The following is a 21641-nucleotide window of genomic DNA, read 5'->3' on the forward strand; positions in this document are numbered from 1 at the left end:
CGCTTAAAGGACATATGGGTTCCCCGGCAATTGCGGGGCGATTTGCTTCGGCAGTAGAATTTAGCCCGGCGCGAGGGGCGCCGTGGGGAGTTCGAAAATGCTACCGATCAACTGGTTGGCCGTGCTTGTCGCCGCCGTCATCCGGATGGCGGTAGGATTTGCGTGGTATTCACCGCCGCTGTTCCTGAAACCCTGGCAGGCGGTGACCGGGGTGACACCGCAGTCGATGCGCGCCGGGCTGGGCAAGGCGATGGTGGTCGACGTCATCGCCTCGCTGATCATGTCGTTTGCGCTCGCCAATATCATCGTCGGCGCCGGTATCACCGACTGGCTCAACGGCGCGCTGGCCGGCTTCTGGGTATGGCTTGGCTTCATGGCCACGCTGATGGTGTCGCTGTGGGGCTACGAGAACCGCTCGCTGAAGCTGATCGCCATCAACCTCGGCAACAACCTGATCGCCCTGGTGCTGATGGGGGCGTTGCTGGCGGTTTGGCGCTAGCCTGGCCGTCAGTCGAGAGCAGCGGGCTGGCCGCGAGGCCAGCCTCAGTCGCCGCTGCGGACGGCGAGTGCCCGTTCCACCCTGGCGAGGACGATCGGGAACCGCTCGATGTAGGAATCAAGGTGCAGCCGTTGAATCATCAGGCACTGCGTGTCGGTGAGCGCCCTCACGCTCGCCACGCGCGTCGAATGCTTCATGTTCGCGATCTCACCGAAAAAGTCGCCTGCCCCCAGGCTATTGACGACCTTTTCCTCCGGCTTGCCCAGAGCCTTGATGACTTCAACGCTTCCGGAAACGATGAGGAAGAATGCCGCGCCGACGCGTCCCTCCCGTAGGATCACACGCCCCGGCTCATAGGTCTCGAGGCGCGTGGACGGGATCAGTTCCTCTAGGTCCGCTTCGTTCATCTCGCTGAAGAGCGGCGTCTGCTTCAGCAGATCGACTATTTCCATCGGCGCGCTCCCCCTGACGGAAGTCACACCCGTAGCAAATACCGCTCCGTTTCAGAGGTCAACGCGCTTGCGGTGGAGGTCGGCAAGCGCCGGCGTCTCGGTGCGTCAGCCCTCTGCCCTCAGCTCTCGTACGCCACCGATGGCAGCTGCGTCGCATACTTGCCGCCCGAGCAGTCGATCGAGGTGCCGGTGATGTACCCCGCCAGGTCCGAGGCGAGGAAGCAGATGAGGTTGGCGACGTCCTGCGGGTCGCCCCAGCGGCGAAGCGTCAGGGTGTCGAGCAGGCGCTGCTGGCGGGCGTCGGGGAGGCCGGCAAAGCCGTTCATGTCGGTGGGGATCATGCCAGGCGAGTAGGAGTTCACCGTGACGTTGAACGGACCGAGCTCGCCGGCCAGTACGCGGGTGAACTGCACCACGGCGGATTTGCTCGCCGCGTAGGCGGCGCTGCCGATCGAGGGGATGATGGCGGCGAAGGAGGCGGCGTTGAGGATACGGCCGGAATTCTGGCGCTGCATGATCGGAGCCACCGCCTGGCACATCAGGAACGTGCCCTTGGCGTTGATGTCGAAGTTGCGGTCCCAGACCTCCTCGGGCAGCTTGTCGACACGGGCGCCGCCGGCGACGCCCGCATTGTTGACGAGGATATCGACGCGGCCGAAGGCCTTGTCGACGGCGCCCACTGCGGCGGTGACCTGCGCTGCCTCGCGCACGTCGCAAAGAACGCGAAGCCCGGGCCAGCCGGCCTCGGTCCATTCCATCGCGGCGTCGTCCAGCAGGTCCTGCCGGGCATCGACGATGGCGACGGTGACGCCCTCGGCGGCGAGAGTCTTGGCGATGGCGCGGCCGATCCCGCGGCCGGCGCCGGTGACGATGGCAACTTTGTCCTTCAGATCAATCAGCATGTTCAGACCACCGCGCTCGGGAGAGGCTCGCCGGCGAAATGCGCGACGATGTTGGCAACCACCAGATCGCCCATCTTGTTGCGCGTCTGGTGCGTGGCGCTGCCTTGATGGGGCGAGAGGACGACATTATCGAGGCTGAAGAAACCTTCGGGCACCTGCGGCTCCTTCTCGAACACGTCGAGCGCCGCGCCGCCGAGCTTCTTGTTCGTCAGCAGCTCCAGCATGGCGGCTTCGTCGATGAGCGTGCCGCGGGCCATGTTGACGATGAAGCCCTCGGGGCCGAGCGCTTCGAGCACTTCGCGCGAGACGATCTTCTCGGTGCCCTTGCCGCCCGGGGCGATGATCACCAGCCAGTCGCTGTCGCGGGCCATGTCGACCAGCCGGTCATAGAAAATGTAGGGCTCGTCGTGCTGGCGCGAGCGGCCGTGATAGACGACCCGCATCTTCATGGCCTGGCAGCGGGTGGCGATTTCCTTGCCGATGCGGCCCAGCCCGAGAATGCCGACGGTCTTGCCGTTGAGCTCGGTGAGCAGCGGGAAGCCGCCCTTCGGCCACTTGCCCTGGCGCACGAACTGATCGCCCTGCGGGATGCGGCGCGCTAGGCCGATCATCAGGCCGAGGGTGAGCTCGGCCACGGCGTCGTTGAGGACGTTCGGGGTGTTGGTGACGCGGATGTTGCGCTGCTTTGCCGCCTTGGTGTCGATCGAGTCGTAGCCGACGCCGAAATTGGCAATGATCTCGAGCTTGGGCAGCCTGTCCATCAGAGCGCCATCGACGTTGCCGCCAGCGATGGCGCGGATGCGCGGCGAGATTTCCTTGATGAGCTGGTCCTTGTCGGCCGCCTCGTGCAGCTTGTGCACGGTGTAGCGCGCCGCCAGCGCCTGTTCGCAGCGATCGAGCAGCTTATGTATCTGGAGAATCTCTTCCGGCATCAGTCCATCCCTCTTTGGGCGACGGTTGTATGGTAGTTTTTCGCGAGGGTGAAGGCGACGTTGGTGGGATGGCGGCTTGGGGGCATGGGAGCCGATGGGCCGGTGCGGGAAGATACCCCCCACCCTGTCCCTCCCCTCAAAGGGGGTGGAGACCAAAACACTGACGCTGGTGTGAGCGTCTCCCTCCCCTTTGTGGGGAGGGACAGGGGTGGGGGTGCGTTTTCTACACCGCTCCCTCAGCGACTTGGCCACCTAACCCGCTTGTGGCCCTTCAGTAAACGTGTACCAATGAGTCGCGAGTGGGATAGGCCGTAAGCCCTTGGGAGTTGATGTCCGCAACGCCGTTTGACGAAATGACCAATGCGGATGCCTCTGTCCGCGCGCCCTACCACATCCTGGAAGAGTGGCTGAAAGAGCAGCCGCCACAAGCACTGGGCCTGATGTCGGCTGACGCCGAGAGCCTGTTTCGCCGGCTGGGCATCACCTTCGCTGTCTATGGCAGCGACCAGGGCACTGAAAAGCTCATCCCGTTCGACATCATCCCGCGCATCATCTCGGCGATGGAGTGGCGGCGGCTGTCGAAGGGCATCGAGCAGCGGGTGCGAGCGCTCAACGCGTTCCTCTATGACATCTACCACCGCCAGGAGATCCTGAAGGCGGGGCGGGTGCCGGAAAAGCTGATCCTCAACAACTCGGCGTTCTGCCCCGAGATGATGGGGCTCGATCCAGCACGCGGGGTCTATTCGCACATCATCGGCGTCGACATCGTGCGAACCGGGCCGGACGATTTCTACGTGCTAGAGGACAACCTCCGCACCCCCTCGGGCGTCAGCTACATGCTGGAGAACCGCGAGGCGATGCTGCAGCTCGCCCCGGAACTGTTCCAGCGCTACAAGGTGGCGCCGGTCGAGACCTATCCGGAGACGCTGCGCCGGACGATGGAGAGCGTGGCGCCAGGCGGCATCCACGGCTCGCCCAACCTCGTGGTGCTGACGCCGGGCATCCACAACTCGGCCTATTTCGAGCACTCGTTCCTCGCCGACCAGATGGGCGCCGAGCTCTGCGAAGGGCAGGACCTGTTCGTCGATGGCGGCAAGGTCTACATGCGGACCACCAAGGGGCCCGAGCGGGTCGACGTGATCTACCGCCGGATCGACGACGATTTCCTCGATCCGCTGACTTTTCGGCCGGACTCGATGCTGGGCGTGCCGGGGCTGTTCGATGCCTATCGGGCCGGCAACGTGACGCTGGTCAACGCGCCGGGCACCGGCATCGCCGACGACAAGGCGGTGTATGTCTATGTGCCCGAGATCATCGAGTTCTACCTCGGCGAGAAGGCGCTGCTAAAGAACGTCCCGACCTACAACTGCACCAATGACGACGAGCGAGCCTATGTGCTCGAGCACCTCGAGGAACTGGTGGTGAAGGAGGTGCATGGCTCGGGCGGCTACGGCATGCTGGTGGGCCCGGCCTCGACCAAGGCGATGCGCGAGGAGTTCCGCAAGAAGATCCTCGCCCGCCCCGACAACTACATCGTCCAGCCGACGCTGGCGCTGAGCACCTGCCCGACGTTTGTGGAGAAGGGCATCGCGCCGCGTCACGTAGATTTGCGGCCGTACGTGCTGTGCGGCGACGACATCCGGATCACGCCGGGCGGACTCACTCGCGTGGCGTTGAAGAAGGGATCGCTGGTGGTGAATTCGTCGCAGGGCGGCGGCACCAAGGACACCTGGGTGCTGGAGGACTGAGATGCTCGGACGCACCGCACAAAACCTCTTCTGGCTCAGCCGCTATATCGAGCGGGCCGAAAACATGGCTCGGATGTTCGAGGTGGGCTATCGCATGAGCCTCACTTCGCGGCGCGAAGGCGGCGCTTCGGAACATCTGGTTTCGATGATGCAGGCGGCCGAGGCCGACGAGGGCTTCAACAAGAAGCACGACATAGCCGACGTCGCGACCGTCGCCCACTACATGCTGTTCGACGAGGAGAACTATTCCTCGGTAAAATCATGCCTGCTCGCGGCGCGCACCAATGCGCGCTCGGTGCGCACCGCGCTGACCACCGAAATGTGGGAATCGATCAACGCGGCGTGGCTGGAATTCTCGGCGATCCGGCCGCGCGATATCTCGGGCGCCAAACTCCAGGAACTGCTGTTCTGGGTGAAGCAGGTGAGCCATCGCTATCGTGGCGCCCTGCTCTCGACGTTCCTCCGCGATGCGGGCTACGCCTTTTCGCAGGTCGGCAACTTCGTCGAGCGTGCCGACAACACGGCGCGTATCCTCGACATGAAGTATTACGTTCTGCTGCCGCGCGCCACGATGGTGGGCGGCGATGTCGATATCCAGCAGTGGACGATGATCCTCCGCGCAGCATCGGCGCATCGCAGCTACCGGCACGTCTACCACGACCGCTACAAGGCCTGGAACATTGCCGACTACCTGATCCTCCGCCCCGAAATGCCGCGCTCGCTGATCTTCTGCGTGCAATGGATCAACCGGACCATCGACATGCTGGAAGAGATCTACGGTGAGCGCACCGCCGGGCACGATGCCGCGGACGCGGTGACGGCGCTGCTGATGAACACCAGCGTCGACCAGATCTTCGAAAATGGCCTCCACGAGTTCCTGACCGAGTTCATCGACCGGAACAACCGGATGACGGACGCCCTCGCCGAAAGCTACAACTTCTACTGATGAAAATCGCGATCCGACATTCGATGAGCCTGGCGCTCGGCCCCGGCATCAACCGCAGCGTGCAGCACCTGCTGCTGACGCCATCGACAGGGCCGACCCAGACGGTGCGCGAGTGGAACATCGAGATGCCCGGCTTTGCCACGGCGGCGAAATTCGTCGACGCCTTCGGCAACAAGGCGCAACTGGTGAGCCAGCTGAAGCCCGAGGCCGAGCTGGTGATCAACGTGTCGGGGGTGGTGGAGACGGTTGACCGCAACGGGGTTGTCGGCCGCGTGCAGGGGGATATTCCTCCGGCGCTGTATCGCCGCCCGACGGCGCTGACCAAGGCAGCGGGCGCTATCACGAGCAGGTTCCGCACGGCGCCAAAGACGGGGCAGGATCGCATCGCGCTGCTGCACGGGCTGATGGCGCGGGTAGCCGAGGTGATCGGCGGCGGCGAGAGCCAGACGCAAAGCCAGGATGGGCAGAGCCAGAGCCAATCGCAGGGCGCGGCGGAGCATCCGGGGATGCGGCCGCCGGCGGCCGACTACGCGCACGCCTTTATCGGCGCGGCGCGGGCCCTCGATATCCCGGCACGCTACGCCACCGGCTATCTCCATTCCGACGACGCGCCGGCGACGCTGCACGCCTGGGCCGAGGCGTTCGACGAGGGCCTCGGCTGGATCGGGTTCGATGCGATGCTGGACCTCTGCCCGACCGACCGGCATGTGCGCGTGGCGGTGGGGCTGGACGCGGTCTCGACCATGGCGATCCGATCGATCCCCGCAGTTGGCGAGCCGCAGGTGCTGGCGATGAAGGTCGAGGCGGCGCAGTAGGCTGCGTTTGCGGCCGGTGGCCATGGCCTCCACCGGATCGGCGGCTACAGCCCCAACAGATACAGCCACCCACTCACCGTCAGCACGCTCAGCACCGTCGAGATCAGAATGCTGTTGGCGGCGATGTGGACCGAGCGGTTGTAGTAGGTGGCGAAGACGTAGACGTTGATGCCGGCGGGCATGGCGGCGAGCAGCACGCCGTAGCGGGCGAGGTCGTGGTCGATGTGGAGGATCGGCACCATGATCACCCAGGCGATGGCCGGCTGCACAATCAGCTTCAGCAGCGACATGGTGAGCGACTGCCCCCAGCTGTCGCTGAGCTTGTAGTCGTTCAGCGCGCCGCCGAGGCCGAACAGCGCGGCGGGGGTGACGGCGGCGGCCATCATGGCGATGAAGGCTTCGGCCGGCTCGATCAGCTTGACGTTCAGCAGGTTGGCGGCGGCGCCGAGCGCGATGCCCCAGAGCAGCGGATTGGCGACGATGCGCATCAGAGCCACGCCGAGCGTCTTCAGCAGCGGCGCGCCATCGCGGCGCAAGAGCTCCATGGTCAGCATGCCGGCGGTGATCAGCACCGGGGCGTGGAAGGCGATGATCGAGAAGGCGGTGGTGAGCGCTTCCTGCCCGTAAGCGCGCTGCACCACGGGGATGCCGACCAGCACGGTATTGGTGAACATCGCCGAAAAGCCCGAGGCGACGGCTTCGCCGGGCTTGTTGCGGAAGAGCTTGGCCGACAGCAGGATGCCGACGACGAACACCGTGACCGCGCCGACATAGAACGGCACGATGACGCCCCAGTTGAAGGTCGTCGAAAAGTCCGAGTTCAGCATGGCGTTGAACAGCAGGCACGGGGTGGCGAAATTGTTAACGAACACCACCAGGCCGCGCACCCCCTCGGACGGGAACAGCCGCAGCCGCACAGCGCCATAGCCGAGCGCAAGGATGGCGAAGACCGGCAGGATGACGTTGAGAATGGCGAGCATGGGCGGCCGGTCGGGAGGGGTGGTTCGTAGTGCACGGGATGGCGGCGGGGGTCAATGGGAACCGGCGGTCCGGACGCGAGCATCCGGCTTGAATAACCGAACCTCATCCGAACATTTCGCTATCGAAACGAACCTGATCCGCGTATAGACGAACCCACGATACGGGGGACGGATTGGACGCTCTGACGCAGCGGCAGGATGACATTATGGCGCTCGCCCGGCAGCACGGGCGGGTGGATGTCGAGGCATTGGCGCTGCAGTTCGCGGTGACGCCGCAGACCATCCGCAAGGACCTCAACGACCTCTGTGACCGGAAGCTGCTCAACCGGCTGCATGGCGGGGCCGCCTACCCCTCGGGCGTCTCGAACTACGCCTATGAGGCGCGCCGGCTCCTTGCGGCCGAGAGCAAGCGCCGGATCGGGCTCGCGGCCGCGGCGATGATCCCCGACCAGTCCTCACTGATCCTCAATATCGGCACCACGACCGAGCAGGTTGCGATGGCGCTGCGCCGTCATACAGGCTTGATGGTCGTCACCAATAACATCAATGCCGCCAACATCCTGCGCGAGGTGCCGAGCGCCGAAGTGGTGATCGCGGGCGGGGTGGTACGGCATGCCGATGGGGGCGTCGTGGGTGAGGCGGCGGTGGATTTCATCCGGCAGTTCCGGGTCGATTACGCGGTGATCGGCGCCTCGGCGATCGATGCCGACGGCACGCTGCTGGATTTTGATTTTCGCGAGGTGAAGGTGGCGCAGGCGATCATCGAAACGGCGCGCAAGACCATCCTCGTCGCCGACGCGATGAAGTTCGAACGCACTGCGCCGGTGCGGATCGGCCATCTCGAGCAGATCGATGTGTTCGTCACCGACCAACCACCCTCCCCCGCCATCGCCGCGATCTGCGCGGCGGCCGGCGTGGAACTCCAAATCGCAAGCGAAGGACTAGTGAATCAATGAACGACGCAGCAGCGAGCGACGCGGTCGACGTGTTCGTCATCGGCGGCGGGGTGAATGGCACCGGCATTGCCCGCGACGCGGTGGGCCGTGGGCACTCGGTGATGCTGGCGGAGATGCACGATCTCGCCTCGGGCACCTCGTCGGCCGCAACCAAGCTGGTGCATGGCGGCCTGCGCTATCTCGAGCACTACGAGTTCCGGCTGGTGCGCGAGTCGCTGATCGAGCGCGAAGTGCTGTGGTCCTCGGCGCCGCACATCATCTGGCCGCTGCGCTTCGTTCTCCCCTACGAGAAGAACCTGCGGCCGGCATGGCTGCTGCGGCTCGGGCTGTTCGTCTACGACCATCTCGGCGGCCGGAAGCTGCTGCCGGCGACCAAGACGCTGGACCTCACCAAGGACCCGGCGGGCCGGCCGCTGAAACCGGGGCACACCGTGGCCTTCGAGTATTCCGATGGCTGGGTGGACGATGCGCGGCTAGTGGCGCTCAACGCCCGCGATGCCGCCGACAAGGGCGCGACGGTGCTGACGCAGACGCGGGTGGTGTCGGCGCGCCGCGAGAACGGCCTATGGACCGTCGAAATGGAAAGCCCGGGCGGCGAGCATCGCACGGCGACAGCACGGCTCTTGGTCAATGCCGCTGGCCCGTGGGTCGACCATGTGATCCGCGAGACGGTGGGGCGTAACGAGGCCCATCACGTGCGGCTCGTGAAGGGCAGCCACATCGTGGTGAAGAAGCTGTTCGACCACGACCGTTGCTACTTCTTCCAGAACGCCGACGGCCGGATCTTTTTCGCCATCCCCTACGAGGGCGATTACACGCTGATCGGCACCACCGACATGGACTACGAGGGCGATCCGACTGGGGTGAAGATCAGCGACGAGGAGATCGATTATCTCTGCGCGGCTGCCAGCGAGTACTTCATCAAGCCGGTGACGCGCGACGAGATCGTCTGGACCTATTCGGGCGTACGGCCGCTGTTCGACGATGGCGCCAGCGCTGCGCAGGAGGCGACGCGCGACTATGTGCTGAAGACCGAGGGCGAGGCGGGGAACGGGCCACTGATCAACATCTTCGGCGGCAAGCTGACGACGCACCGGCGGCTCAGCGAGCAGGTGGTCGACAAGATCGACGGGCTCATCGGCAAGAAGGGACCGCGCTGGACCAGGGGGGCACACCTGCCGGGCGGCGACTTTCCGCCTACGGCGTTCGACGCCGAGGTGCGGAAGCTCGCGGCAAAGAAGAAGAACCTCGATGCGGCGTTCATCCGGCGTCTGGTGCGAGCCTACGGCACGCTTGCGGCGGAGGTGCTGGGCGATGCACAGACCACCGCGGAACTCGGGGAGCATTTCGGCACGACGCTTTATGCGCGCGAGGTCGATTACCTGATGGATCGGGAGTGGGCGCGGACGGCTGACGACGTGCTATGGCGTCGCTCGAAGCAGGGGCTAAAGTTCAGGGAACACGAGAAGGCGGCACTGGCCAAATACATGGCCAAACGCCTCGCTGGAATGGGGACGAGACAATGAGCGGGAACATCCTCGCGATCGACCAGGGCACGACGTCGAGCCGGGCGATCATTTTCGACGATCGGCAAAAGATCGTCGGGCTGGGCAAGATGGAGTTCACCCAGCATTTCCCACAGGATGGCTGGGTCGAGCACGTGCCCGAGGAGATCTGGGCCACGGCGCTGTGGAGCACCAAGACGGCGATCAAGAAGGCCAATATCAAGCCGTCGGAGATCGCGGCGATCGGCATCACCAACCAGCGCGAGACCACCATCGTCTGGGACCGCAAGACCGGCAAGGCCATCCACAATGCCATCGTCTGGCAGGACCGCCGGACGATGAAGCAGTGCGAGAAGCTGAAGAAGGACGGACATGAGAAGCTGGTTAGCAAGAAGACCGGCCTGCTGCTCGACCCCTATTTCAGCGCCACCAAGCTCGCCTGGATTCTCGACAACGTGCCGGGCGCCCGCAAGCGCGCCGAGAGGGGCGAACTCGCCTTCGGCACGGTGGATTGCTACCTGATCTGGCGGCTGACCGGCGGCAGGAGCCACGCCACCGACGTGAGCAACGCCTCCCGCACCCTGCTGCTCAACATCAAGACCGGCGAATGGGACGACGAGCTGCTTAAGCTGTTCCGCATCCCGCGCGCCATCCTGCCGGAGGTGAAGGACAATGCCGACGATTTCGGCATGACCGACCCCGAGGTGTTCGGCGTTTCGATCCCGATCTATGGCGCGGCCGGCGACCAGCAGGCGGCGACCATCGGGCAGGCCTGCTTCCAGCCGGGAATGATGAAATCCACCTACGGCACTGGATGCTTCGCGCTGCTCAACACCGGCAGCGACATGGTGCGCTCGAAGAACCGGCTGCTCACCACCATCGCCTACCGGCTCAACGGCGAGACCACCTATGCGCTCGAGGGCGCCATCTTCATCGCCGGCGCATCGGTGCAGTGGATGCGCGACATGCTGAAGATCTTCGAGAAATCGTCCGATGCGAGCGCGCTCGCATCGAAGGCCGACCCGACGCAGAATGTCTACCTGGTGCCAGCCTTCGTCGGGCTGGGGGCGCCGTGGTGGGATTCGGCAGCGCGCGGCTCGCTCACCGGGCTGACGCGCAATACCGGGCCGGCGGAGCTGGCGCAGGCGGCGCTCGAATCCGTCAGCTACCAGACGCGCGACCTGATCGACGCGATGCGCAAGGACTGGAAGGGTGCCAACGACACCGTGCTGCGGGTCGATGGCGGCATGGTGGGCTCGGATTTCACCATGCAGTTCCTCGCCGACATCCTGAACACACCGGTCGACCGGCCGACGATCTTGGAGACGACGGCGCTGGGTGCCGCATGGCTGGCGGGCTGGAAGGCCGGGGTGTGGCCGGACCAGAAGGGGTTCGCGGAGCGCTGGGCGCTCGACCGGCAGTTCCAGCCGCGGATGGATGAGGCGCTGCGGACGCGGAAGCTGAAGGGCTGGCGCGACGCGGTTCGGCGGACGCTGAGTTCTACGTGAGCTGAGGGTCGGAACCGGCCGACCCACCACCTAGGCCTTCAGGACGACCACCTTCGTATTGACCGGCGTCTTCGAGTAGAGGTCGAACATGTCCTGTGTGAGCAGGCCGATACAGCCGCTTGAGATGCCCTTGCCAATCGTTTCGGGACGGCTTGTGCTGTAGAGCGTGTAAAGCGTGTAGACGCCGTTCTGATAGAGATAGAGCACCCGGGCGCCGAGCGGATTGTCCAGGCCCGGCGCCATGCCACCGGCATATTTGGCCGCCTCCGGCTGCCGCTTGATCATCTCCTGGGGCGGCGTCCATATCGGCCATTCGGCCTTGCGCCCGATATAGGCGTCGCCGCTCCACAGGAAGCCCGCGCGGCCAACACTGACGCCATAGCGGGTGGCGTTTCCATCGCCTTCAATGCGGTACACGTAGTGGTTGCGAGGATCGACGATGATCGTTCCGACCGCCTCCTTGCTGGCGTAACGCACCGTCCGACGAAAGTATTTCGGGTTGACCTTGTTGACGTTGACCGCGGGGATAGGGAACCGCTCATCGGGCACCGGCCCGTAGACCTTTTCCGCTTCCGCCAGGCTCATGAGGCCGGACGGGGCGCAACCAGCAAGCGCCAACGCGCCGAGACCGGCGGCGGAGCCGAACATGAACGACCGGCGACTGAAAAGCCCCGACCGACCAGTCGCGTCCGGTTCGCCTGCAGCAACCTTATCTTCTGCAATCATGACTTGAGGCCCTCTCCCCGTTGCCCGACCAAAAAACAGGCCCCCACCCGCTGAACGCTCTGACGCTAGACTGGTCCGGCACTGCTCACTTGGCAAGGATGGGCTTCGCCACGGTGCGTAGTCGTGCACTCAGCGAGGCCCTGAGCGGGTGAGGGGAGGCTTCCCCTCGTCGTAGCGCGCGACCCGAAATGCGCTACCGATGAGAGACCGCCTTGGCGGAAGCGCTCAAGCCTTGAGCGCCGGCCGAAAATCGACCGGCGCTCCTGGGCGAGCTTTGCCGTTGCGATCAGCTCTTGAGTAGCGCTGCGAACTCGCGGAGGTCGCCGACGAAGAACTCGGGGTCCTCCCAGGCTGCGAAGTGCCCGGCCCTCTCCATGTCGTGGAACTGGACCACATTGCCGGCGGTCTGGCGATCCGCCCATTTGCGCGGCAGGCGCACGCCACCCGGGATGGGAACCTCGGTCGCCACCGCCACCGGGACGCCGGTATTCGTACCCTTGATGGTCGGCGGCTGCATCGCGTTCTGGCTGTAGATCCGGAACGATGACGCTGCCGTCTCGGTCAGCCAGTAGATCATGATGTTGGTGATCAGCTCGTCGCGGCCGAACCGCGCATCCGCCTCGTCGCCGACGCCCATGCCGGCCATGAAGCTCAGGATCCAGGCCGCGAGACCCACCGGCGAGTCGTTCATCGCGAAGGCTAGGCTCTGCGGCTTGGTCGCATGCACCAGGTTGAACGCCCCGTGGGCGAAGAACCACTGCTGGATCGCGCCGGCATAGGCCTGCTCCGGCGGGGTCAGGACCGAAAAGTCGGTGGTCTGGTCGGGGTAGCCGACGTCGGTCACATGGTAGCCCAGCAGCACCTCCGGGTGACGCTGGGACAGCGACATCGAAATGATCGAGCCGCCATCGCCGCCTGCTGCGATGAACTTCTCGTACCCAAGCGTCTTGGTCATCAGGTCGGCGAAGAGATCGGCGACCTGATCCATCGGCAGCGCCGTCCTGCCCGAAAACCCGGTGCCGGGAATGGAGGGCACGACGACGTGGAAGTCCTTGGTCAGGGACTCGATCACCCGGTGGTAGCGGTAGAACGAGTCCGGCCAGCCATGGAGCAGCAGGAGGGGAACCGCGTTCGGGTTCGCCGAGGGGCGGTGGACGAAATGGATGTCGACGCCGTCCAGATTGACCTTGAAGTTCCCGAGCGCATTGAGACTCGCCTCGGCCTTCCGCCAATCGTAGCCGTTGATCCAATAGTCGGTGAGCCCCTTGAGGTACTCGAGGTTGGTGCCGATGGCCCAGCCTGCATCGGCCGGCTGATCGGGCCAGCGGGTGTGCTGGAGCCGATACTTGAGGTCGGCGAGCTGCGATTCCGGGATAGCGATTTCAAAAGCGGCGGGGTTCGTCATGATCGAAGTCTCCTGTGAAAGGGCGGATTTGCCGGTAAAGCCGGCGAGCAGGGCTGAGGCTGCGAGGGCCTGGGAAAACTGACGGCGGTTCATCTCTCATCTCCACACGTTGTTTGATGGGATGAGGCTACGAGGAGGGGCCGCGAGGAGATTGCAAAAATCCGACAATCACGGGTTGGCACCGACAGCCGCTCGCGCGCGTCACCGGAGGGGGCGACTAAAAAGGCAGCTTCGGCTGCGCCGCTTCGGGCCAGAAGCGGTCAGCTGCGGACGTCCGCTTGGAAAGCCGACGTTCGGGCGGCTTTTCGCACCGCGCTAGAGTGTAGCCCTCAGTGCCAGGCCTCGAACGGCCCGCCGGCGATGAACGCCCAATAGGTCCGGTACTTGCTCGTGCGGTTCGCTGGCACCGTCGCCACCGCCAGTCCGAATTCCTGGAACTTGCTCGATAGCAGCGTGTCCCGGTGTGCCGGGCTCGCCAGCCAGCCGCTGATCGCCTGGTCGAGCGTCGACTGGCCGCCGGCGACGTTTTCACCCACGGCGCCGTCATAGCCGGCGGTGGTGACGCGCTGGCGCAGGGTGACGCCGAGGTCGTGCGACAGCGTATCCTTGGCGGCCATCAGGTTGGCTTGCGAGCGGGCCGCGGACTCAAGCTTGACGTTGTAGCGCAGCGGCGGCTTACCGTTTGCGGCGCGGGTGCCGTTGATGGCGGAGAGGATGTTGCCCTGCGACAGCTGGATCGGCGTGATGCTGGTCATGCTGCTGCCGCTCGGCCCCTTGGCCGGCGGCACGATCGAGGAACAGGCGCTCAGCAATGTCAGGGTGGCGAGAAGGAGAAGTCCGCAGCGCAGAAGCGTCATCAGCGAGTTCCAGAGCGAAGCGGCGGCAAGAGCGCGATAATCGTGGCAGCCGCGTGGCGTTGTGTCACGGGCAAGCACACGGTTGCGCGAGCGGGGCGGAACTACAAGGCATTTGAAGCTAATTAAGCATGATTTTGCATAGCGCTGGCCGGGCGCCCGGCATGCGCGCACCCTCTGTCCTGCAGCTGAGGGGCTCGCATCATGCTCGACCAGGAATTCGAACATTTCGACGTCCGCGCCACGACCCGCTACGAGTTGGCGCGGCACGCGGACTATGCGCGGAACATGCTGTTCGCGGCGACCGCCGCGTCGCTGGCCATCCTAGGCGCCGGCGCCTTCTTCCTCAGCCTGCTCCTGTAGCGGCGCCCCTGCCCCGGCCCACAGCGCCGCGGCGACCAGCGCGACATAAGTCAGCGCGGCGATGGCAAAACCCCACTCGCGATATGCGCCGGCCAGCCAAGAGAGCGGCAGCAGCACCACGACATTGATACCGACATAGAGCAACGTCGCCTTGAGGTGCGAGCCGAAGCGGCGTTGCAGCGCCTGGTAGGCATGGCGCTTGTGGCCCTCCCAGAAACGCTCGCGGCGGAGCATGCGGCGAACCAGCGTGGTCAGGCTGTCGGCGAGGAACAGGCCGGCAAGGATCAGCCACTGCCAGAGGCTGAGCCAGAAGCTGAGCATGGTAGTGAAGGCGAAGAATGCGGTCATCAGCCCGAGATAGGTGCTGCCGGCGTCGCCCATGAAGACCTTCGCGGGCGGCCAGTTGAGGAGCAGGAAGCCGAGACAGGCGGCGGCGAGGCCTAGCATCCACCAGAGCCGCGGATCGTCGATGATGCCGGGCTCGAACAGGTAAGCCAGCAGCGCGGCGCCGGTGAGAACGAAGATGGCTTCGGAGGCGGCGAGGCCATCGATGCCGTCCATGAAGTTGAAGAGGTTGATCCACAGTGCACCGCCAAGGGCGAGGATCACCAGCAGCACGGACTCCGGCACCGGCAGACCGAGCTGATCGATCGGCAGCACCGCGAGGATGGCGCCCATCAGCAGCACCTGCGCGCCAAGCCGCCAGCGCGCGGCGATCGGGCGCTTGTCGTCGGAATAGCCGATGAAGGCGAGGAGGATGCCGGCCATGATCACCGGTACGCCGAGGAACGGCACCAGAAGTGCGACCAGCAGCCCGGCAATGGTACCGCCCGCGACGATGCCGACGCCGCCACCACCGGGGGTCGCCTTCACATGCGAAGAGCGTCCGTTCGGCTCCTGCATCAGCCCGAGCCGAGCGGCACGGCTCATCACGTACCAAGCGGTCAGGAACGAAATGAGCGCCGCAGCGGCGGCAATGGCAAGGCCAAGAGTGGGCATGGGCGCTCCGGGTTACAGATCCCAAAGCGGTAGCGGCGCAAGCCGAGGCACCGCAACCCCAAATCTTACGCCTCTTCATCTCTCCCCTTGCGGGAGAGAAAGCGATTTCTTGGGCTTAGCCCTTCGCTAAGTCCTAGAAATCGCAAGAGAGGGGATCTCGGTGGGCACAGTGGCTCCGCACCCCCTCTCTGGCGAAAGCTTGCGGCGTCCCGCCAAATCACCCCGCGTAAAGCTGCAGCCCGCCATCCACGCGCAGCAGCTGCCCGTGGATGAACTTCGCCTCCGGCGAGCACAGGAACACCACCGCGTCGGCGATTTCCTCCGGCTCCGCGTAGCGGTCCATCGAGACCTTGTTGGAGTTCATCTTGTCCGGGTCGACCGTGCGGGTGGCCTGGAAGCGGGCGGTCTTGGCGGGCCCCGGGCTCACCACATTGACGCGCACGCCATGCTCGCGCACCTCGTCGGCGAGGCAGCGGGTGTAGTGGGTCACGGCGGCCTTGAGCGTGGCATAGATGCCGCCGCCCGAGACGCCGATATGCGCCGCCACGGAGGCGATGTTGACGACGATGCCGTGCTGGCGCTCGACCATCTGCGGCACGAAGGCCTGGGTCACCAGCATGGTGCCGATCAGGTTGTTGTTGGTCAGCGTGATCAGGTCGTCATAGGTGATGCCGAGGATGTTGTTGGGCACCGGCTTGCCGCCCGCCGCGCCGATATCGCCGCCGGCGCAGTTGACGAGGATTTCGACCGGGCCGAACTTCTCCTCGATCTCCTTCTTCATGTTGTTGACCGCATCGCGGTCGCCGATATTGCCGGTGACGCCCATCGAGCGGACGCCGAGGCCCTCGATGGTCTTGATCATGGCGCCGAGATTGTCCGCCTCGCCATACTTGGCGGCGGCGTCCCACGTCAGGTCATGCACCACCACATCGGCGCCGCGCGCCGCGAGCTTCCGCGCCATGACGCTGCCGAGGCCGCGGCCCGAGCCGGTTACAAAAGCGATTTTTCCTGAAAGATCTTTACCTGCCACAACGGCCTCCAATCACATAAGTCCAAGCGCTTTGAGGTTCGCGGCGCTCTTCCGGTACTGCCCAAGCTCGTAGTCGATCAGTTCGTGGTCGGCGTTGCGCTGCCACGGAGTGCGCCATTCCTCGCCCGGCTCGAACCGGTTCTTCTGCACGGCGAGCAGGCACGCGGCGAGGTCCTCAGCCTGCTTGGGCGCATAGCCGTGCCACCACTCTGGCGTCAGCAGCTTGACGTGCCGGTCGTCCAGCGCGCCGATCTCGATGCAGGCGATCATCTCGTCATTGTGCTCGGCGAGGATGTCGAACATTTCCTTGTGCGGCACGGCGCCATCACCCGAGGGGCAGCGCACGAGACGGAAGCCATCGGGCTCCATCACGGCACGGTAGTCCTTCACGTGGCAGTGGCGCACGTAAGGCGCGATCACCCGGGTGAAATCAAGCGGCGACTCCGCCACCGGGAAGGTGTTGGCCATGTCGAAGACGATGCGGACGTTCGGGCCGTACTCGTCGCAGAAATTGACCAGCTCGCGGCTGGTGAAATCCTGGTGGTTCTCGATCAGCAGCACGACGCCCGCAGCGGTCAGCTTGGGCACGGCGGCCTGGAGCTTCTCGTGCACCGATGCGACCAGCTCATGCCACTTCGGGCCGGCGGCGGCGCGATCACCGCACAGGATCGGGGTCAGCGCGACGCGGATGAACTGGGCGTCGAGCGCCTTGGCGCAGCGGATCAGCAGGTCCATGTCGCCATGCTGCAGCCCCGAGCTCAGCACGCGCTTCCAGCCGAGGGTGTCGAGGCGCTGCTTAAGCGCTGCGAGGTCGGCGTCGGACATGTCCTTGAGCCAGCCTTCCCACAGCTCGATGGCCTTGCCGCCCAGTTCCTCGGTCAGCTTGATGAAGCCTTCGAGGCCCGCGCCGTTGGGGTTGTGGCGTGGCGTACCCGCACCCTGCAGGCCGAGATAATAGGTGAGGCCATAGGGGTTGAGACCGGTCGTGAGTTTCATCGGATCACCGCAATTGCTTCAAGAATGACTGAGGCCAAGACCACAAGCTCGACTCTTCACCTCCCCCTTTATGGGGGAGGCCGGCAGGGGGCCGTCTCTATCAATTCGTATTATCGCAACCCCCCATCCACGGTGATGGATTGCTTGGTGATCATGCGGCTGTCGTCGGAGGCGAGGAACAGCACCATGCGGGCGATCTCGTCGCCGAGCAGCACGTGCTTCAGCGCCTGGCGCGACACCACGGCGTCGATCGATTCCTGGTTGGTGAACCACAGCCGCCGCTGCCGCTCGGTGATCACGGCGCCCGGCTCGATGGCGTTGACGCGGATATTGTCCTTGCCGAAGCCGCGGCCGAGCGCGCGGGTCAGGCCCACCACGGCGGCCTTGGCCGTCGCATAGACCGGCATGTTGTCGGCGCCGCCGCGCCAGGCGATTGAGGAGAAATTGATGATCGAGCCGCCACCCAGCTCCTGCATATGCGAGCGCACCGCCTGCGCCGCAAAGAACTGCGGCTTCAGGTTGATATCGGTCGAGCGGTCCCAGTATTCCTCGGTGACGTCGTCGATCGCGTGACGATCGTCATTGGCAGCATTGTTGACCAAGACGCCGATCGGCCCGAGCCGATGCTTGACCACATCGATGGCGGCGCGCAGCCCGGGGATATCGGTGATGTCGCAGACGAGGAAGGTGGCGCCGGTCTCCGCCACCAGCTCCCTGCCCTCGGCTTCGAGGATATCGACGAACGCCACCTTGGCGCCGCAGCGGGTAAAGGCGCGGACGACATCGGCACCGATCCCCGAGGCCCCGCCGGTGACGAACACGACCCGCCCGGCAAGGCTGGGATAATTGGCAAACTCGGTAATTTCTCAGAACCTACTCTTTGAACATTCGCGCGTGCCGCCCCCCACCCCTGTCCCCTCCCCCCGAACAGGGGGAGGGAAACGCTGCCACTAAGGCTGGAGCTTTCGTCTCCCTCCCCCTTCTGAGGGGGAGGGGACAGAGGTGGGGGTCGGCGCGCTCCGGGCCATCTGCGATAACTAGATCAGCCGCTGCGTCGCCGGATCGAACAGGCAGGCGCGCGTCATGTCGACGGCGAGCGGCATGTTCTCGCCGGTCTTGGGCGCTTCGTCTGGGCTGAAGCGGCCGACGACCTCGCGATCGCCGAACCTCAGCACGGCCATGGTCTCGGCGCCTGTCGGCTCCACCACTTCCACCGGTGCGCTCATCGTCGCGATGCCCGGCTTGTTGGTGGTGTTGGCGCTCTGCCGGCTCAGGTGCTCCGGACGGATACCCAGCACCACCTTCTTGTCGGTGGCGCGCTGTGCCACGCCATTATGCAGCGGCAGGTTGGCGACGCCGCCGTCGGCGAGCGCGAAGGTGACGGATGGAACACCGGCATTGCTGCTGATCTCGGCGCTGATGAAGTTCATCGAGGGCGAGCCCATGAAGCCAGCGACGAAGATGTTGGCGGGACGGTTGTAGATGGTGTCCGGCTCGTCGAACTGCTGCACTTCACCCTGATGCATCACGGCAATGCGCGAGGCGAGCGTCATGGCCTCCACCTGGTCGTGCGTGACGTAGATGGTGGTCTTGCCGATGCGCTGGTGCAGCTTCTTGATCTCGGTGCGCATGTCGACGCGGAGCTTGGCATCGAGGTTGCTGAGCGGCTCGTCGAACAGGAAGAGCGCCGGATCGCGCACCAGTGCGCGGCCCATGGCGACGCGCTGGCGCTGGCCGCCCGAGAGCTGGCCGGGCTTGCGCTTGAGGAACGGCTCGATCTGGAGCAGCGCCGCCACGCGGGCGATGGTCTGCTCCTGCTCCGGCTTGGGCACGCCCCGGCTTTCCATGCCGAAGGCCATGTTCTCCTTGACGGTCATGGTGGGGTAGAGCGCGTAGGACTGGAACACCATGGCGATGTCGCGATCCTTGGGCTGCACCGAGTTCACCAGCCGGTCGCCGATGTAGATCTCGCCCGAGGTCACCGTCTCGAGGCCGGCGATCATGGCGAGCAAGGTCGACTTGCCGCAGCCCGAGGGGCCGACGAGTGCGATGAACTCGCCGGTATTGGCCTCGAGGTCGACACCCTTCAGCACTTCGACGGCGCCGAAGCTCTTACGCAGGTTCCTGATGGTCAAGGATGCCATTTATTTGATTGCTCCCTGGGTAAGTCCGCGGACGAAGTATTTTCCGCCGAAGAAGTAGACGAGTAGAGGCGGCAGCGCGCCGATCAGCACGGCCGCACTCATCACGTCGTAGGTACGGACGGTGGTGCCGCTCATGGAGAGCGCGACCAGCGCCGCGGTGATGGGCTGGTTGGAACCCGAATTGAGCACCACGCCGAACAGGTATTCGTTCCAGATGCCGGTGAACTGCCAGATCACGGTGACGATCATGATCGGCGGCGACAGCGGGATGATGATCTTCCAGAAGATGCGCCAGAAACCCGCGCCGTCGATCCGCGCCGCCTTCAGCAGGTCGTCCGGAATGGACACGTAGTAGTTGCGGAAGAACAGCGTCGTGAACGACAGCCCCTGGATGCAGTGGACGAGGACCAGGCCGTAGACCGAGTTCGAAAGCCCGAGTTGGCCGAGGGTAAACGCCCACGGTAACAGGGCGATCTGTCCGGGCATGAACACGCCGAGCAGCATGAAGCCAAAGACGATCTCAGAGCCCGGGAACTTCCACTTCGAAAGGACGTAGCCGTTGATCGCGCCGAGGGCGGTCGAGATGATGGTCGCAGGCACGACCATCGCCACCGAGTTCCAGAAGTAGCGGGCAACGCCATTGCACTGGCCGCCGATACAGAAATCGCTCCAGGCCTGTGGCCAAGCATCGAGCCGGAAGCTGTTGGGCAGCGAGATGAGGCCGTTGGCACCAATCTCGGCGTTGGTCCGGAATGAGTTCAGGACCACCACCGCCAGCGGGACGATGTAAACGATCGAGATCAGACCCAGCAGACCGTAGACAATGAGCCTGGAGATCAGGCGCCGGCGGCTGGCGATTCCCGCCTCGCGGTCTTCAACCGCGGCCGCACCAAAAACAGCGTCAGCCATTGTTCGCCTCCCTGCGCTGGCGCCAGACCAGGTAGATCGAGTACGGGACCAGCACGATGGCCAGGGCGGCCAACACCATCATTGCCGCGGCAGCGCCCTGCCCGATCTCTCCACGTTGGAACATGAAGTCGTAGACATAGGTGGCCGGGAAGGTGGTGGAGATGCCTGGGCCCGAGTTGGTGAGGGCGACGGCGAGGTCAAAGGTCTTGATGGCGAACTGCAGCAGCACCACCGCGACGGCGATGAAGATCGGCCCAATCGTTGGCAGGATCACCTTGCGGTAGGTGCGGAACCAGCTGGCGCCATCGATCTGCGCAGCCTTGATGATGTCGGGGTCGACCGACCTCAAGCCGGCGAGGAAGAGGGCCATCGAGAAGCCCGCGGACCCCCAGATACCGGTGATGATGATCGCCCAGATAGCGTTCTTGCGGTCGGTGGTCAGCGCGAACTGGAAGTCGGTCCAGCCCATCGCGTTGACCAGGAACTGGATGCCGCTCGAGGGATTATAGAGCCACTGCCACACGGTACCGGTGGCGATGAAGCTGACGGCGAGCGGGTAGAGGAAAATCGTGCGCCAGAATGACTCGGCGCGGATCCGCTGGTCGATCAGGATGGCCAGCAGCAAGCCGAATGCCATCGAGATGGTGACGTAAAAGAGCGAGAAGAACAGCAGGTTGTTGTAGGCGACGCTCCAGCGGCGGTTGGTCCAGAGCGAGACGTAGTTCTCAAAGCCCTTGAAGCCGTAGCTGGGAAGCAGGGTCGAGTCACTCAGCGAGATGTAAAAGGTCCAGCCCGCGAAGACGAAGACGTAGACGAAAGATGCAACGATAGACGGCGCGATGACGAAGACGGGAGTCCACTTTTTGATGCGGTCCCACATACTCGTGCCAGCCGAAACGGACTGACCTGCAATAGCCAACTGACTTCCCTCCCAACCTGCCGCCAAGGGTGCCGGCCGCGGGCTAGAAGCAC

The 21641-nt window shown here is 64.7% G+C and carries 22 protein-coding genes; 8 read left to right on the forward strand and 14 right to left on the reverse strand.

The window, feature by feature from the left end:
• Window positions 1-97: 97 nt before the first annotated feature.
• Complete coding sequence (locus tag AC1DYL_RS18465) at window positions 98-499, forward strand: DUF1761 domain-containing protein (RefSeq protein WP_477174301.1); 402 nt, start codon at window positions 98-100, stop codon at window positions 497-499.
• 44 nt (window positions 500-543) lie between these two features.
• On the opposite strand, the gene AC1DYL_RS18470 is transcribed toward AC1DYL_RS18465, so the two are convergent.
• From AC1DYL_RS18470 to AC1DYL_RS18480, 3 genes are all read right to left on the reverse strand, one after another.
• A complete protein-coding gene (locus tag AC1DYL_RS18470) occupies window positions 544-951 on the reverse strand; it encodes a cyclic nucleotide-binding domain-containing protein (protein WP_477174302.1) in 408 nt (135 codons plus the stop codon).
• Between the two features lie 119 nt (window positions 952-1070).
• Window positions 1071-1853, reverse strand: a complete 783-nt coding sequence (locus tag AC1DYL_RS18475; protein WP_477174303.1) for an SDR family NAD(P)-dependent oxidoreductase — start codon at window positions 1851-1853, stop codon at window positions 1071-1073.
• A 2-nt stretch (window positions 1854-1855) separates the two neighbouring features.
• A complete protein-coding gene (locus AC1DYL_RS18480) occupies window positions 1856-2785 on the reverse strand; it encodes a 2-hydroxyacid dehydrogenase (RefSeq protein ID WP_477174304.1) in 930 nt (309 codons plus the stop codon).
• A gap of 329 nt (window positions 2786-3114) precedes the next feature.
• On the opposite strand from AC1DYL_RS18480, the gene AC1DYL_RS18485 reads away from it, so the two are divergent.
• From AC1DYL_RS18485 to AC1DYL_RS18495, 3 genes are read left to right on the forward strand one after another with little or no spacing between them, the layout of a single operon-like run.
• Window positions 3115-4533 (forward strand): circularly permuted type 2 ATP-grasp protein, encoded by a 1419-nt coding sequence (locus AC1DYL_RS18485; protein WP_477150496.1) that lies wholly within the window; start codon window positions 3115-3117, stop codon window positions 4531-4533.
• Window position 4534: 1 nt separating this feature from the next.
• Window positions 4535-5479, forward strand: coding sequence for an alpha-E domain-containing protein (locus AC1DYL_RS18490; protein WP_477174305.1), 945 nt, complete (start codon window positions 4535-4537; stop codon window positions 5477-5479).
• Window positions 5479-6294: a transglutaminase family protein gene (locus tag AC1DYL_RS18495; protein ID WP_477174306.1), complete on the forward strand. Its 816-nt coding sequence runs from the start codon at window positions 5479-5481 to the stop codon at window positions 6292-6294. Before AC1DYL_RS18490 ends, AC1DYL_RS18495 begins: the two co-directional genes overlap by 1 nt.
• A 44-nt stretch (window positions 6295-6338) precedes the next feature.
• On the opposite strand, the gene AC1DYL_RS18500 is transcribed toward AC1DYL_RS18495, so the two are convergent.
• Entirely contained in the window at window positions 6339-7274 is a 936-nt protein-coding gene (locus tag AC1DYL_RS18500; protein WP_477174307.1) for an AEC family transporter, read from the reverse strand.
• Between the two features lie 182 nt (window positions 7275-7456).
• Here AC1DYL_RS18500 and AC1DYL_RS18505 point away from each other — a divergent pair, with 182 nt between their 5' ends.
• Genes AC1DYL_RS18505 through glpK form a run of 3 tightly spaced genes read left to right on the forward strand, consistent with a single transcriptional unit; the run spans window position 7457 to window position 11243 of the window.
• Window positions 7457-8230 (forward strand): DeoR/GlpR family DNA-binding transcription regulator, encoded by a 774-nt coding sequence (locus AC1DYL_RS18505; RefSeq protein WP_477174316.1) that lies wholly within the window; start codon window positions 7457-7459, stop codon window positions 8228-8230.
• On the forward strand, window positions 8227-9756 hold the full coding sequence (glpD, locus tag AC1DYL_RS18510; RefSeq protein WP_477174308.1) for a glycerol-3-phosphate dehydrogenase: 1530 nt from the start codon (window positions 8227-8229) through the stop codon (window positions 9754-9756). Before AC1DYL_RS18505 ends, glpD begins: the two co-directional genes overlap by 4 nt.
• Window positions 9753-11243, forward strand: coding sequence for a glycerol kinase GlpK (gene glpK / locus AC1DYL_RS18515; RefSeq protein ID WP_477150489.1), 1491 nt, complete (start codon window positions 9753-9755; stop codon window positions 11241-11243). The genes glpD and glpK overlap by 4 nt, the downstream gene beginning before the upstream one ends.
• 30 nt (window positions 11244-11273) lie before the next feature.
• Here glpK and AC1DYL_RS18520 read toward each other — a convergent pair whose 3' ends face one another.
• The 3 genes from AC1DYL_RS18520 to AC1DYL_RS18530 all read right to left on the reverse strand — a co-directional run bounded on the left by AC1DYL_RS18520 (window position 11274) and on the right by AC1DYL_RS18530 (window position 14231).
• A complete protein-coding gene (locus AC1DYL_RS18520; RefSeq protein ID WP_477174309.1) occupies window positions 11274-11969 on the reverse strand; it encodes a L,D-transpeptidase in 696 nt (231 codons plus the stop codon).
• Between the two features lie 286 nt (window positions 11970-12255).
• Entirely contained in the window at window positions 12256-13467 is a 1212-nt protein-coding gene (locus AC1DYL_RS18525) for an epoxide hydrolase family protein (protein ID WP_477174310.1), read from the reverse strand.
• A gap of 236 nt (window positions 13468-13703) precedes the next feature.
• On the reverse strand, window positions 13704-14231 hold the full coding sequence (locus AC1DYL_RS18530; RefSeq protein ID WP_477158314.1) for a CAP domain-containing protein: 528 nt from the start codon (window positions 14229-14231) through the stop codon (window positions 13704-13706).
• 201 nt (window positions 14232-14432) lie between these two features.
• Here AC1DYL_RS18530 and AC1DYL_RS18535 point away from each other — a divergent pair, with 201 nt between their 5' ends.
• Window positions 14433-14591, forward strand: coding sequence for a hypothetical protein (locus tag AC1DYL_RS18535; protein ID WP_477150485.1), 159 nt, complete (start codon window positions 14433-14435; stop codon window positions 14589-14591).
• Here AC1DYL_RS18535 and AC1DYL_RS18540 read toward each other — a convergent pair.
• The 7 genes from AC1DYL_RS18540 to AC1DYL_RS18570 all read right to left on the reverse strand — a co-directional run bounded on the left by AC1DYL_RS18540 (window position 14553) and on the right by AC1DYL_RS18570 (window position 21588).
• Window positions 14553-15590, reverse strand: coding sequence for an MraY family glycosyltransferase (locus AC1DYL_RS18540; RefSeq protein ID WP_477174311.1), 1038 nt, complete (start codon window positions 15588-15590; stop codon window positions 14553-14555). The two genes, AC1DYL_RS18535 and AC1DYL_RS18540, sit on opposite strands and share 39 nt — an antisense overlap.
• Window positions 15591-15807: 217 nt before the next feature.
• A complete protein-coding gene (locus AC1DYL_RS18545) occupies window positions 15808-16620 on the reverse strand; it encodes an SDR family NAD(P)-dependent oxidoreductase (protein ID WP_477150483.1) in 813 nt (270 codons plus the stop codon).
• A 12-nt stretch (window positions 16621-16632) separates the two neighbouring features.
• Window positions 16633-17616 (reverse strand): sugar phosphate isomerase/epimerase family protein, encoded by a 984-nt coding sequence (locus AC1DYL_RS18550; protein WP_477174312.1) that lies wholly within the window; start codon window positions 17614-17616, stop codon window positions 16633-16635.
• 110 nt (window positions 17617-17726) lie between these two features.
• Window positions 17727-18437 carry an SDR family NAD(P)-dependent oxidoreductase gene (locus tag AC1DYL_RS18555; RefSeq protein ID WP_477158318.1) on the reverse strand — a complete coding sequence of 237 codons (711 nt, stop codon included), beginning with the start codon at window positions 18435-18437 and terminating at the stop codon, window positions 17727-17729.
• Window positions 18438-18653: 216 nt separating this feature from the next.
• Window positions 18654-19760 (reverse strand): ABC transporter ATP-binding protein, encoded by a 1107-nt coding sequence (locus tag AC1DYL_RS18560; protein ID WP_477174313.1) that lies wholly within the window; start codon window positions 19758-19760, stop codon window positions 18654-18656.
• Window positions 19761-20669 (reverse strand): carbohydrate ABC transporter permease, encoded by a 909-nt coding sequence (locus AC1DYL_RS18565; RefSeq protein ID WP_477150479.1) that lies wholly within the window; start codon window positions 20667-20669, stop codon window positions 19761-19763.
• On the reverse strand, window positions 20662-21588 hold the full coding sequence (locus tag AC1DYL_RS18570; RefSeq protein WP_477174314.1) for a carbohydrate ABC transporter permease: 927 nt from the start codon (window positions 21586-21588) through the stop codon (window positions 20662-20664). The genes AC1DYL_RS18565 and AC1DYL_RS18570 overlap by 8 nt, the downstream gene beginning before the upstream one ends.
• Window positions 21589-21641 lie beyond the last annotated feature (53 nt).

Source organism: Devosia sp. P1_H9, assembly GCF_056405135.1.